A 13,764-nucleotide genomic window follows, 5' to 3' on the forward strand; every position below is an offset into this window, starting at 1 on the left:
CAAGTGCTCTCGGACGTTCTCAAGCGAAAGTCGATCTACACCTACTTCAGCCGATCGGCGATGGACAAAGCAGTCGCCTATCAGGCGCAGGGCCGCGTTTCCAAGCTGAAGGTGAGCGGCGACCTGAAGCATGTCACCGCGGAGGTGCGGGGCAGCGGGTCCAACAGATATCAGGTCGACATCGCTCTGACATTCAACGGTGACGAGCTCACCAGCCTCGATGGCGATTGCGATTGTCCGATGGACTTCAATTGCAAGCACGTCGCCGCAACGCTTCTGGAGGCCTTGAGCGGGAAGGAGGTCGCGGCGCCGGCCTTGGCAGCCGCGCGCGAAGCACCCACGCCACCTCCTGCTCTCTCGTTAGAGCTCACCAACTGGATCGACAGCGTCGGCCGGGCAGCGCGGGGCGGCGTCGGGGAAGAGGGCCAGTGCTTGCTGTACTGTCTCGAGCCGTCAGAACACGCCATGCCGCAGCTGGAATTGTCCTTGCGGTCCGTTCGCGTGCTCAAGGCCGGCGGCTTCGCCGGCAATTATACCAGCCCCAGCCTGTACGAGTTCAAGCCCGAGCGGACCCCGAAATACTTTCGCGACGTCGACATCGAGATCGTGACGCAAGCGTCGGCCGCCACCCGCAGCTATTACGAGCAGGGACCCTATCCGGAGGAGTTGCTGAAACGGATCGTCGCGACCGGCCGGGCGTTCTGGCTCGATCACCAGGGCGCGCCGCTGAAGTGGGGGGACGCACGCGAGGGAAGGATCGAGTGGCAATCGGCGGGAAAGCGCGGGCTCACACCTCGTCTCCTGGTAGCCGGCGCAATTGCGCTCAATGCCGAGCCGCCGGTCTATGTCGATGAAGCCGCCGGGCTGATTGGACCGGCGCAACTGGGCCTGCCGCCACGTTTGGCTTTTCAACTCCTGTCCGCTCCGGCCATCCCGCGCGCGCAGGTGGAGGAAGTCTCGCGCCGCCTCGCTCAGAAGCTGCCCGAGCTTCATCATGGCATTTTGCCCGCGCCGCCGACCGTCGCGGTGACCATCGAAGAGGATCCTCGCCCGGTGCTGCGGCTCCGGCTCGGGCACCTCGTGAGCTTCTATTACTACCGCGACAAGAACGAAGAGCGCGGGCCGATGGCGGTCGCCAGCCTCGGATTCCGCTATGGCGGATTCGACATCGATCCGCACCAGCGGGCCAGCCGGGTGGAGTTGTTTCAGGCGGGACAGTTGTTCATCATCACGCGGCGCCAGGGCATGGAGAGGCAGGCGCGCAAACGTTTGGTCGACCTCGGTCTCGTCGACGCACGAACCGCTTTGCCGGCGCTGGACTTCCGCCATGCCATGGATCTTACGCTCCGCGATCAGGGCGACTGGTTCCAATTTCTCGCGCAGCAAGCCGAGCAGCTGCGATCGGAAGGCTTCGAGATTCTGGTCGACGACGATTTTCCGTTTCGGCTCGCAGACTCCTCGGGCGAGTTTGATGCCGCGCTGGAATCCAGCGGCATCGACTGGTTCGAGCTGGCGCTCGGCATCGACATCGACGGCGAGCGCCAGGACCTCGCCCCGCACGTCGCCGCGCTGGTCTCGGCGCCCGGCTTCACGCCGGACCGGCTGCGACAACTCGCAGAAAAGGGCGAGCGGTTCTATCTGCCGCTGACCGACGGCCGCAAGCTGGCACTGGCCGCCGATCGCTTCCTTCCCTTGGTGCTGGCGCTGCACAGCCTGCACCTGAACGGCGCTCTTGCCGATGGCTCGAAGAAGGTCAGGCTGTCGCAAGCCGACGTCCTTCCGCTGCTCGGACTGGAGAGCGAGAGTTTTGTCTTTCGCGGAGCCGATAACCTGCGTCGTCTCGCCAACCTGCTTCAGCTGCGGGGATTGGCGGTGCCCGAACTTCCGTCCGGCTTTCGCGCGACGCTGCGGCCCTATCAAGCCCTGGGCGTGGCCTGGCTCGACCTCCTCCGCGAGAGCGGCCTCGGCGGCGTGCTGGCCGACGACATGGGGCTTGGCAAGACGATCCAGATCCTGGCATTGATCGCTTTGGAAAAGCAACGGGGACGGCTCACCGACCCCGTGCTCGTGGTTGCGCCGACGAGCCTGATGACCAACTGGTCGGCCGAAGCGCAGAAATTCGTGCCGGAGCTGAAGGTGCTCGTCCTCCAGGGGCCGGACCGCAAGGAGAGGTTCGCGGCGATTGCCGAGCATGATCTCGTGCTGACGACCTATCCGTTGATCGCAAGGGACCGGGACGTGCTTCTGGCGCGGGATTGGCACATCGCCGTGCTGGACGAAGCGCAGACGATCAAGAATCCCGATGCCGCCACCACCCGCTGGCTGCGGGACATCAGGGCCGCGCATCGCTTCTGTCTCACCGGCACGCCGATGGAGAACCATCTCGGCGAGCTCTGGTCGATCATGAGCTTCGCAAATCCAGGTTATCTCGGCGACAAGGCGGCGTTCTCGCGCCAATGGCGCACGCCGATCGAGAAGCGCGGCGACAATATCCGCAGCGCAGCCCTGGCGCAGCGGATCAAGCCCTTCATGCTGCGCCGGACCAAGGCTGAAGTCGCCACCGAGCTGCCGGCCAAGAGCGAGATCCTGGAGACGATCGTGCTCGAAGGTGCGCAGCGCGATCTCTACGATTCGATCCGGCTGTCGATGTCGCGCAAGGTCCGCGAGGCCATTGCGGCTCGTGGTCTTGCCAAGAGCCACATCGTGGTCCTGGAAGCCCTGCTGAGAATGCGGCAGGCCTGTTGCGATCCTGCGCTGCTGAAGCTAGGGGACGGCGTCAACCGACCGTCGGGCAAGCTCGAACGCCTGATGGACATGGTATCGGAGCTGTTGAGCGAAGGGCGGAAGATCATCCTCTTCTCGCAGTTCACCTCCATGCTCGACCTGATCCGGCGGCGCTTCGACGCCAATGGGCTGCGCTACAGCCTGCTGACCGGCGACACCAAGGACCGCAAGTCGGCCATCGAAGCCTTTCAGAGCGGAGCGGCGGAGGTGTTCCTCGTCAGCCTGAAGGCGGGCGGGGTGGGCCTCAATCTCACCGCCGCCGACACCGTGATCATCTTCGATCCCTGGTGGAATCCCGCCGTCGAGGAACAGGCCATCGATCGCGCCTACCGGATCGGACAGGACAAGGCGGTGTTCGTTTACAGATTGGTCGCCGCCGGCACGATCGAGGAGAAGATGGACGAGCTCAAGGCCCGGAAGCGGGCTCTGGCCGACAGCCTGTTCGAGCGGGATGGACGGATCGCTTCGGCCCTCACCGAGGACGACGTCAAGGCTCTGTTCGAGGCTTGACCGAGCCCGATGGCCGTCGTGCCCACGAGGCCGTGAACCCTGGCCTCTTGCGCGCCGGCGGGACGATGCCGCGCCACCGCTGTTTTGCCCGACCAGTCAAATCGCGGACCGCCTCGCAAGGCCGCGGCGGCTCATCTCGGCGGCTCGCTAAGTGCTTGATCCCGCAGAGGCCGGCTACTGTGCATGGGGTTGTTTTTCAACTTTCTATTGGCAGGTGACAAAGGCCTCGGCAAAAATGTCGTTCCGTTGTCGGCCGACGTGGTTCCCATTCGTCTTCTCCCAGACAGATCCCACGGGAGACCCAAATGACCCAATCCCCCTATCGCTGGGTGATCGTCGCCGCGGGCGGCCTGCTCGGCTGCGTCGCGATCGGCGGCATGTTTTCGCTGCCGGTGTTCCTGCAGCCGATCGCCAAGGACACCGGCTGGTCGGTGACCGGCATCTCCAGCGCGATGACGATCGGCTTTCTGGCAATGGCGTTCACCAGCATGGCCTGGGGCACGCTGTCGGACCGGTTCGGTCCGCTGCCGGTGGTGCTGACGGGATCGACCGTGCTGACGCTGAGCCTGTTCGCCGCGAGCCAGGCGACCTCGCTTCTGGTGTTCCAGATCGTGTTCGGCCTTCTGACCGGCGCGTCCTGCGCGGCGATCTTCGCGCCGATGATGGCGGCTGTCACCGGCTGGTTCGACACAAATCGCAGCCTCGCGGTGTCGCTGGTCTCGGCCGGCATGGGCATGGCGCCGATGACGATGTCGCCGTTCGCGGCCTGGCTCATCTCCGGCCACGATTGGCGGACCTCGATGCAGATCGTGGCGCTGGTGGTCGGCGCCATCATGATCCCGGTCTCGTTTCTGGTGCGCCGTCCGCCGGCGCTCGCGCAAGGCCCGGCCGCGCCCGCCGGCGAAGCCGCCGGACAAAACGAGATGTCGGTGGGCGAGGCGCTGCGCTCGCCGCAATTCATGGTCCTGCTCGCGACCAATTTCTTCTGTTGCGCCACCCATTCCGGCCCGATCATCCACACCGTCAGCTACGCCGTGAGCTGCGGCATCCCGCTGATCGCCGCGGTGACGATCTACAGCATCGAGGGGTTCGCCGGCCTCGGCGGCCGCATCGCCTTCGGCCTGATGGGCGACCGCTTCGGCGCCAAGCGCGTGCTGGTGTCGGGCCTGCTGCTGCAGGCGTTCGGCGCGCTCGCCTATGTGTTCGCGAACCAGCTCACGACGTTCTATGCCGTCGGCGCCATCTTCGGCTTCATCTATGCCGGCACCATGCCGCTCTATGCCGTGCTCATCCGCGAGAACTTTCCGCTTCGGATGATGGGCACGGTGATCGGCGGCACGGCGATGGCCGGCAGCCTCGGCATGGCGACCGGCCCGCTCGCCGGCGGCCTGATCTATGACGCGTTCTCCAGCTACGCCTGGCTCTACATCGCCTCCTGGGCGATGGGACTCGGTGCCTTCCTGATGGCGATGACGTTCAGGCCGTTCCCCAAGCCGCAAGGGCAGGCGGCGCCGGCGGCGGCGTGAGGTTAGGTGTCGAGGCGCAGCGTCAGAGCTGCGCCTCGATCGCGGCCTTGTCGATCACCGACCAGACCTGCTGGATCCTGTCATTGCCGAATTCGTAGAACACATTCTCGCAGAACGAGACGCGCCGGCCATTGACGGCAAGTCCCAGGAACGTCCCGACCGGTGTGCAGTCGAACTGCAGCCGCGCTGCGATCCCCGGCGGGTCCGACATCAGCAGCGCGATGTTAAAACGCAAATCCGGAATCTCGCGAAAGTCCCGCTCCAGCATCGCGCGATAACCGGGCAGGCCGAGCGGCCGGCCGTTGTGAACGACATCGTCATGCACGAACCGGCCGAGCGAGGGCCAGTCCTGCCGATTCAGGCAGGCGATATAAGCGCGGTAGGTCTCGGCGAGGTCGTCTCGTGTCATATCGAAGCTCCGTGCGGCTTCGACCTTAACGCGCAGACGTCGCGACCGGTCCAGCTCAGAGCCGCTTTTCGAAGAACAGGTCCGGATAGGGATCGTCGTTGAAGCGGGGGATCTCGCGCCAGCCCGTGCTGCGGTAGAGCTGGCCGGCCTCGGGCAGCGCGCTGTTGGTGTCTAGCCGCAGCAACGTGATGCCGAGTTCGCGCGCAGTGCTCTCGATCGCCTCCATCAGCCGCTTGCCGAGCCGCAAGCCGCGCGCGGCGGGCGCGACCCACAGCCGCTTGATCTCGGCGTAACCGTGATCGGTTCCCTTCAGGCCGACGCAGCCGATCGGCAGCGTGTCCGACATCGCGACGATGAAGGTGCCGCGCGGTCGGCGCATGTCCTTGGCGTCGGGGTCGCGCGACTGTGAGACGTCAAAGCCGTGTTTGAAGCGGCGGCCGAGCTCGGCGTAATACTCGCCGAGGCAGTGGCGTGCTTGCTCGGATCGCGGATCCATCTCGTCCAGTGCGATCCGCTCGCGCGTCAGGGTGGAGGCGATCAGGTCCATCGCCGCCAGCAGCGCCTCGCGCTGCGAATGCTGCGCCAGGAAACCTTCGGCCTGCGCGTTCGACAGCGCCTCATAGGCCGCGAACTCGCGCCGGCCCGACCGCGTCAAGGTCGCGACGCGCCGCCGCGCATCGTCCTGATGCGCTTCGGTCTCGACCAGCCCTTCGTCCTCGAGGCTGCGCAGCAGGCGGCTCATCAATCCGGAATCGAGACCGAGATAGTCGCGGATCTCGGCCACGTCCGTACGCCCATGCCCGATCGCGTTGAGCACGCGCGCCGCACCGAGCGGCCGGCCGCGGCCCAGGAAGGAGGTGTCGAGCGCGCCGACCGCCGAGGTGACGGCGCGGTTGAAGCGGCGAACGCGCGAGATCGGGTCCAGCATGATGTCTGACTATAGTCAGACATCATGCTCTGTCAATCGCGACGATCGCGATGGAACATGGAGGAAGCCGCTGCTCCGTACCGTCGCCTTGCGGTCGCAATGATGAGGTTGATGTGCCGCGCCTTTCTTTGTGAGTTGTGCCGAAGCCGCGAGCCGCTACCATGTACCGGACTGCCGTGGAACGCGGGAGTGAGCACGGGAGGCGGCATGAGCGGGCAGGAACGCAAGGCGAAGGGATCGGACCTGTTTGTCGCGGCGCTGGAGAATGAGGGCGTCGATCGCATCTTCGGCGTCCCCGGCGAAGAGAATCTCGATCTGGTGGAATCGCTCCGCACCTCCAGAATCGAGTTGGTCCTGACCCGCCACGAGCAGGCCGCCGCCTTCATGGCCGCCACCTATGGCCGGTTGACCGGCAAGCCCGGCGTCTGTCTGTCGACGCTCGGCCCGGGTGCGCTCAACCTGTCCACCGGTGCGGCCTATGCGCATCTCGGCGCGATGCCGATGATCCTGATCACCGGCCAGAAGCCGATCATGAGCAGCCGGCAGGCGCGCTTCCAGATCGTGGACGTGGTCGCGACCATGAAGCCCCTGACCAAGCTGTCGCGGCAGATCGTCAGCGCCTCCAGCATTCCGACCGTGGTGCGGGACGCTTTTCGCGTCGCGATGGAGGAGCGGCCCGGACCGGTGCATCTCGAGCTGCCCGAGGACATCGCCGGCGACGAGGTGCCTGCCGTGCCCGTGATTCCCGTGCACCCGATCGAGATCCCCGTCGCCCATCGCGCCGCGCTCGATCGTGCGGCCGGGATGATCCTGGCCGCGAAGCGCCCGCTGGTGATGATGGGCGCGGCAACCAGCCGGCCGCGCTCGACCCACGGCATCGCGAGCTTCGTGCGGCGCACCGGCATTCCGTTCTTCACGACGCAGATGGGCAAGGGCACCGTGCCCGGCGGCACCAATCTCTACATGGGCACCGCCGCGCTGTCGGAGCGCGACTATGTGCATGATGCCATCGACGCCGCCGATTTGATCGTCGCGATCGGTCACGACCCCATCGAGAAGCCGCCCTTCATCATGGGCCCGTCGGGGCCGAAGGTCATTCACGTCAGCTACACCTCGGCCAGTGTCGAGCAGGTCTATTTTCCGGACGCCGAGGTCGTCGGCGATGTCGGCCCGAGCCTGGAGCTGCTCGCCGATCGGCTCGAAGGCAAGCTGCCGCAGGCTGCTGCGCTGCTGCCGTTGCGTGAAGAAATCCTGGGGCACATCACCGATCGTGCCACCGAGGCGCGCTGGCCGTTGACGCCGCAGCGCATCGTGCACGATATCCGCCAGGTGATGCCCGAGAACGGCATCGTCGCGCTCGACAACGGCATGTACAAGATCTGGTTCGCGCGGAACTACCGCACCCGTGTCGCGAATACGCTGCTGCTCGACAATGCCCTGGCGACCATGGGGGCCGGCCTGCCGTCGGCGATGATGGCCGCGATGCTCTATCCCGACCGCCGCGTGCTCGCGGTCGCCGGCGACGGCGGCTTCATGATGAACAGCCAGGAGATGGAGACCGCCGTCCGCCTCAAGCTCAATCTGGTCGTGCTGGTGCTGGAGGACAACGCCTACGGCATGATCCGCTGGAAACAGGCGGTCGATCATTTCGCCGATTACGGCATGACATTTGGCAACCCGGACTTTGCGCTTTACGCGAGAGCTTATGGGGCGAGGGGCCATCGCATCGAGAGCATCGACGGCTTTGGCCCGACTCTGGAGGCCGCATTCGAGGAGGGTGGCGTGCATCTGGTCGTGGTCCCGATCGACTATTCGGAGAACGTGCGGGTGTTGGTCGACGAGCTGCGCGCACATGAGAAATCGAAGGCGTGACGACAGCGGCCTCGTGCCCCGGACGCAGCGCAGCGCTCCTTCAGCGCTGCGCTGCAGAGCCGGGGCCCATGCATCAGCGAGCACCGTGGCCTCCTGGGTCCCGGCTCTGCGCAGCAACGCCATAGCGCGTCGAAGACGCGCGTGAACGCGCTTTTGAGCGTTGCAGCGCGTCCGGGACACGGGAGAAGCGGCAACACTTGTCTCGCGCGCCCCGATAACCGACACTCGCAATCACCACACCAACCACAGGAATATCAAATGACCCGCGTTCGTTGTGTCACCGAGATGGGCATGGGCGTCGACGTCCACGGCAGGGACGCCACCAAGGCGGCGAAGCGGGCGGTGTCGGATGCCATCCGGCATTCCAGCCTCGGATTCTTCCGGATGATCGGCAAGACCGCGAACGACATGTTCGTGGACGTCACGATCGGCGTGCCCAACCCGGAAGCCGTGGACAAGGAAGCCGTGGCCAGGGAGCTTCCTTACGGCACCGTGACCGTTACCGCGGTCAAGGGTGGGCTGGAGATCCCCTCGGCCACGGAAGTGGCCAACGATCCCATTCTCATCGCCAATGCCGCCGTCATCGTCAGCTTCGACAAGGATTAGACCGGTGTCCGACAGCGATGAGGTGCTGCTCGATCGTCCGATCTGGAGCGCGCTGACGACGAGCCAGAAGCACCTGGCCGAGGGTGGCCCGCTCGCGCGGCGCTATCCCGTCGACATGACGCCGTTCGCCGACATGGCCGACATGTCCGCGGCGAGCTTTGCCGCGCTCCGCGACCTCTTGTCGGGGACGCAGGTCGCCGCGCTGTTCACGCCGGAGCCGGTCGAAGTTCCCGGCGGCTTCAAGGTGGTGCTCGCCGATACGGGCGAGCAGATGATCGGCTCGCCCGCCGACAGCCCGCTGCGCGAGGCCGAGATCGTCGCGCTGGGAGCGGCCGACGTGCCCGCGATGATGGCACTGACGGAGCTGACCAAGCCCGGGCCGTTCGCGCTGCGCACCCACGAACTCGGCACGTTCCTCGGCATTCGCGCTGGCGGCGAGCTGGTCGCGATGACGGGCGAGCGGATGAAGCCGGGCAAGTTCGTCGAGATGACGGCCGTCTGCGTGCATCCCGACTATCGCGGGCGCGGCTATGCGCAGGCGTTGCTGGCGGCGGTCGCGCGGCGGATCGAGGCGCGCGGCGAGATTCCGTTCCTGCACGTGTTTTCGAGCAATACCTCCGCGATTGCGCTGTACCAGCGGCAGGGCATGCGGATCCGGCGTCGGCTGTACGTGACGGCGTTCATGAGAGAAGAATAAGCGCCCTTCATTTCCCTCGAATTTTCGCTATACCCGTCCCAACCACAAATTCGGGGAGACGCATGGACGCCAGAACGACCGATTTTTCCGCCGCGCGGACGGCGATGCAGCGCTACGTCGATCAGGAGATCATTCCGGGCGCGTCCTGGGCCGTGCTGCGCGGGCGCGAAGTGGTCGACCAGCAATGCGTCGGCTTTGCCGACCGCGAGGCGAGCACCGCGCTGCGGCCCGATCACATCTTCCGGGCGTTCTCCAATACCAAGATCTTCGTCACCTGCGCGATCATGCTGCTGGTCGAGGAAGGCCGCATCGGGCTCGATGATCCGATCGAGACCTTCCTGCCGCAGCTCGGCCATCGCAAGGTGCTCAAGCAGGACGCTTCGAGCCTTGCCGATGTCGAGCCAGCAAAGAACCCGATTACGATCCGCCAGCTCCTGACCCACACCGCGGGGCTCAGCTACGGCATCTTCGATCCCGGTACGGTGCTGTTCAAAGGCTACAACGAGGCGCGCGTGCTCAATCCGCTGACGCCGCTCTCCGACATGATCGACAAGCTGGCCGATATGCCGCTGTCCTATCATCCCGGCACGGCCTGGGAATATTCGGTTGCCACCGACGTGCTCGGCCGCGTCGTGGAGGTCGTCTCGGGTCAATCTCTCGATGCCTTCCTCAAGGCGCGCATCTTCGATGTCCTCGGCATGACCGATACCGGATTCCATGTGCCCGAGGCGCAGCAGGGCAGGCTGGTCGCGCTCTACAATGGCGCCGATGTGTTCGATCCCATGAAGCCGGGCCTCACCCGCGCCGACAACCTGCCGTTTCCGCAAGCCTATCGGCGGCCGTTCCCGCGGCTCTCGGGCGGCGGCGGTCTGGTCTCGACCCTGCCGGACATGCTCGCGCTGGTCCGCGCGCTGCTGCCGGGTTCGGATGCCCTGCTGAAGCCGGAGACGCTGCGGCAGATGATGTCGAACCAGCTGCCCGCAGGGCAGACCATCCGCTTCGCCAATCTCGGCCCGATGCCCGGCAAGGGGTTCGGCCTCGGCGGCGCCGTCACCTTCGCGCCGACGCCGTTCGATCCGCCGAACTCGACCGGTGAGTTCCAGTGGGGCGGCCTTGCCGGGACCCATTGGTGGATCTGCCCTGAGGCCAACACCGCCGGCGTGCTGATGACCCAGCGCTATATGGGCTTCTGGAATCCGTTCTTCTTCGAGTTCAAGCGCCTGGCCTATCAGGCCGCCGGAGGCTGACGCGGCTGCGGTCCCGCTTTCCAGGACGAAACGAAGACGGGCGGGAGGCATCACCTCCCGCCCGCGGTTTTGCATCAGTCCTTCCACGGATCGAATTCGCCTTCGCCGGCCATGGCGACGGCGAACGGCTGCAGGGTGTGCAGCACCTTCACCGTGCCGGCGTGCTGCGCCAGCACGTCGGGCAGGCGGCGATAGGCCATCGGACTCTCGTCGAGGTCGGCACCGATCAGGGTGACGCCGCGCTCGTTGAGCCACTGGTCCATCTGTTCGCGCGAGAAGCGCCGCTTCGCTTCCCGTCGTCCGAACAGGCGGCCGGCGCCGTGCACGGTCGAGTAGAGCGAGGCCTTGGCTTCCGGGCTGTCGACGCCTTCGAGGATGACGGCGTCGTCGCCCATCGAGCCGCCGACGAATCCCTTCTGGCCGGGAAACGCCGGTGTCGCGCCCTTGCGCACCACCCATAGATCCTTCCCGTCGTGGGTCTCACGCCAGGCATAGTTGTGGTGGTTGTGCACGCTCTCGGTGACGCTGCCGCCGACGATCCGGCGAACGCGCTCGACGACCCACTCGCGGCCCGCATAGGCATAACGCCCGGCGAGCTGCATCGCCGCGATGTAGCGGCGGCCGAGCTCGCTGTCCTCGTCGACCACGGCGGGCGGAACGTTCATGCCGTCCTTGCCGCCGGCGGCCTTGAGGTAGCGCGTCGCGGAGGTGTGTCCGAGGCCGCGACTGCCGAAGTGGACGCCGATCCAGACGAAACCGTCCTCGTCGCGCATGAGGTCGACATAATGGTTGCCCGAACCGACCGTGCCGAGCTGGCTCACCGCCTTGTTGCGGTAGGACTCCATGTCGCTCTCGCGCCAGGCATCGCCGTCGTCGAACAGGTCGTGCTCGGCCCGCTCGGCGTTGGCGCGGCCGACGCCGAACGAAATCGTCTTGGCGACGTCGCGGATGATCGTGGGCACGCGGCTTGCGATGTCGTCGAAGCGCGTGTCGAGCCGAGCCGCCATGTTGCCGCAACCGATGTCGAAGCCGACGCCGGAGATGCTGATCTGCTTCTCATAGGCGATGACGCCGCCGACCGGCTGCGCATAGCCGAGATGGCCGTCGGCGCAGATCACGCCGGAGACGACGTTGCCGACCGCCATGCAGTTGCGCATCTGCGCGATCGTCGCGTCCTCGTGCGGGCCGAACACCTTCAGCGGTGCATTCTGGAAGCGTGTATCCTGCATCCGGAACTCGGCGATCGAGCTCGCGGTCGCATTGGCCTCGCGGGCCAGATGCTCCTTGCGCGCGGCGTCCTTGTAGAGGCACCAGGCGGGCTGGCCGCGTCCTTCGCCGACACGCGAGTCGGGATCGACGCCGGCGGCGAGGCAGAGCTCGCGGGCGCGTTCCATGTAGGGGTCGGGTCGTCGCATGGTCGTAGGTCCTTGTCATTCCACCCGCACCCTAACCGGACCGGGTGGATCATTTAAGAATTTCGCAAGGCCCCGGGCGCGTCTTGCGTCCGGGGCCGCTGTCGTTGCGCATCAGTTCAACGCCGTTTCCGACGCCGCGATCCACGCGACCACGGCCTCGGAGAAGCCGTTGACGCGGGTCCAGGCGCCGTGACCGACCCCGTGCTGATACGAGGCCACGTTGACCATGGTGCCGCGTGCCTTGGGCTCGGGCACCTGGTCGTGGCTCTGCTCGTCGGTGAAGACGATCAGGCGATCGCCCTTGCGGTCGATCTCCGTCACGGCCTTGCCGAGATAGGTTCCGCCATGCGGCTGCGAGTTGATGATCGCGTCCCTGAGCGCGAAGCCGCGGCGGGGCGGGACCTTCACCACCTCATTGCTGAAGGTGAAGATCTCGACCTCGTCGCAGATCTCGCGCGCGAGGATGGCAAGGCCGCACGCCGCCTCCGCACGCGTCATTTCCGACTGCGCGGAGAGGGTCGCGAACATCGAGCCCGACACGTCGATCAGGAGCCGCGTCCGGCCCGGAAGCCGCACATGGTCCTTGACCGACTTGAGCATCGCAGCCTCGAGCTCGGGCTCGAAGTCCGGCGCATAGCGCGCCGCCGTGATGAAGCGATAGGGCAGGATGCGATCCGTCCGCATCGCCTCGATCGCGCCTGCGATGGTCTCGCGCGCGACCTGCGCAGTCTGCATCAGCCGCAGATTGCGCAGCAGCGCGAGGCCGCCGAGCTTGCGCTCGGCGATCAGCCGCTCGAAGGTCTCGCGCTTGCTCTTGCCGGCCGAGAGCGAAACCTCCCAGGTGTCGGGAGAAGCGAGCTCGCCATCGACGAGCTGCTTCCACACCTTCTCCTGCTCGGCATCCCTAGGCTTGGCGTGGACCAGGAACAGCACGTCCCTGATCCGCACCGCGCCGTCGCGGTCCCACTTGGCGAGCTGATAGGCGTCGAACTTGGTCAGCGCGCGGGCAAGGCCCTTCTTGACCTGGGCCGAGACCGGCTGACGCTTGCGCTGCTGCTGAGGGCCCAGCGCATCCGCCCAGTAGATCGCGAGCAGCTCCGTCATCTCGTCGGGACGCCGGATCACCTGGTGAAGCGTATCCGCCACGAGGGCGCGGTGCTTCTCGTTCCGCGCCATCTCGCGGATGACCAGCAGCGGCGCGTGCCGCAACTTCATCACCTCGCGTGCCTCGATCGCGAGCCTCGCGACCTTGGCGGGCGCGACCTTGGGCACGAGCGCCTTGATGCGATCGGCGATCGCAACGCCGTCCTCGTAGAACTGGTCCTCCCACAGGAGGCAGTTCATCAGCGCGCGCTTCAGCTCCATCTCGGGCGTGAAGCGCACCGCGCGCGCGCCCTCCCGCGTGAAGGCGCGAACGATCTTGTTGAGCCTGACCATGACGGCCTCCTCTTGGGTTGATGGGGATTGAAACGGGTGCCGGGGAACAGGCGAGGCTGTACTGCCCTTGCGGGCAAGTCACATGCTCTACCGCTGAGCTACGGACTTTCGTCCGGAAGGATTCGAACCTTCGACATTGCGATCCGAAGTAACAGCACTCTTCACCACCGGCGGTGGTTAGGGGACACGATCCGGGAACAGGCGATTGCTGTGACCCGACGAGCGAAGCTCGCCGGAAAGCGCTCTATCCTCTGAGCTACCGGTGCATGGGACACCGGGCGGGATTCGAACCCGCGACCTCTCGCGTTGCAGGCGAAGTAACAGAAATCTTCA

10 protein-coding genes are annotated in these 13,764 nt (G+C 66.0%); 6 read left to right on the top strand and 4 right to left on the bottom strand.

Annotated features, from left to right (window positions below; all coding sequences use genetic code 11):
- Nucleotides 1-3 precede the first annotated feature (3 nt).
- The gene (locus DCM80_RS24870; protein WP_257194154.1) at nucleotides 4-3,294 is read left to right on the top strand and encodes a DEAD/DEAH box helicase; all 3,291 of its coding nucleotides are present in this window, start codon (nucleotides 4-6) and stop codon (nucleotides 3,292-3,294) included.
- A 305-nt stretch (nucleotides 3,295-3,599) separates the two neighbouring features.
- Nucleotides 3,600-4,820 carry an MFS transporter gene (locus DCM80_RS24875; RefSeq protein WP_257194155.1) on the top strand — a complete coding sequence of 407 codons (1,221 nt, stop codon included), beginning with the start codon at nucleotides 3,600-3,602 and terminating at the stop codon, nucleotides 4,818-4,820.
- Nucleotides 4,821-4,842: 22 nt separating this feature from the next.
- Here the strand turns inward: DCM80_RS24875 and DCM80_RS24880 are convergent, their stop codons facing one another.
- Nucleotides 4,843-5,229 (bottom strand): ester cyclase, encoded by a 387-nt coding sequence (locus DCM80_RS24880; RefSeq protein WP_257194156.1) that lies wholly within the window; start codon nucleotides 5,227-5,229, stop codon nucleotides 4,843-4,845.
- 55 nt (nucleotides 5,230-5,284) lie between these two features.
- Entirely contained in the window at nucleotides 5,285-6,157 is an 873-nt protein-coding gene (locus DCM80_RS24885) for a bifunctional helix-turn-helix transcriptional regulator/GNAT family N-acetyltransferase (RefSeq protein WP_257194157.1), read from the bottom strand.
- Between the two features lie 207 nt (nucleotides 6,158-6,364).
- On the opposite strand from DCM80_RS24885, the gene DCM80_RS24890 reads away from it, so the two are divergent.
- From DCM80_RS24890 to DCM80_RS24905, 4 genes are all read left to right on the top strand, one after another.
- Nucleotides 6,365-8,029 (top strand): acetolactate synthase large subunit, encoded by a 1,665-nt coding sequence (locus tag DCM80_RS24890; RefSeq protein WP_257194158.1) that lies wholly within the window; start codon nucleotides 6,365-6,367, stop codon nucleotides 8,027-8,029.
- 258 nt (nucleotides 8,030-8,287) lie between these two features.
- A complete protein-coding gene (locus DCM80_RS24895; RefSeq protein WP_028178016.1) occupies nucleotides 8,288-8,635 on the top strand; it encodes a Lin0512 family protein in 348 nt (115 codons plus the stop codon).
- Between the two features lie 4 nt (nucleotides 8,636-8,639).
- Entirely contained in the window at nucleotides 8,640-9,332 is a 693-nt protein-coding gene (locus DCM80_RS24900) for a GNAT family N-acetyltransferase (RefSeq protein ID WP_257194159.1), read from the top strand.
- Between the two features lie 62 nt (nucleotides 9,333-9,394).
- A complete protein-coding gene (locus DCM80_RS24905; protein ID WP_257194160.1) occupies nucleotides 9,395-10,579 on the top strand; it encodes a serine hydrolase in 1,185 nt (394 codons plus the stop codon).
- 74 nt (nucleotides 10,580-10,653) lie between these two features.
- On the opposite strand, the gene DCM80_RS24910 is transcribed toward DCM80_RS24905, so the two are convergent.
- On the bottom strand, nucleotides 10,654-11,994 hold the full coding sequence (locus tag DCM80_RS24910; protein WP_257194161.1) for an RtcB family protein: 1,341 nt from the start codon (nucleotides 11,992-11,994) through the stop codon (nucleotides 10,654-10,656).
- Between the two features lie 111 nt (nucleotides 11,995-12,105).
- The gene (locus DCM80_RS24915) at nucleotides 12,106-13,431 is read right to left on the bottom strand and encodes a TROVE domain-containing protein (RefSeq protein ID WP_257194162.1); all 1,326 of its coding nucleotides are present in this window, start codon (nucleotides 13,429-13,431) and stop codon (nucleotides 12,106-12,108) included.
- Nucleotides 13,432-13,764 lie beyond the last annotated feature (333 nt).

It is taken from the genome of Bradyrhizobium sp. WBOS08 (assembly GCF_024585125.1).
GTDB lineage: Bacteria > Pseudomonadota > Alphaproteobacteria > Rhizobiales > Xanthobacteraceae > Bradyrhizobium > Bradyrhizobium japonicum_B.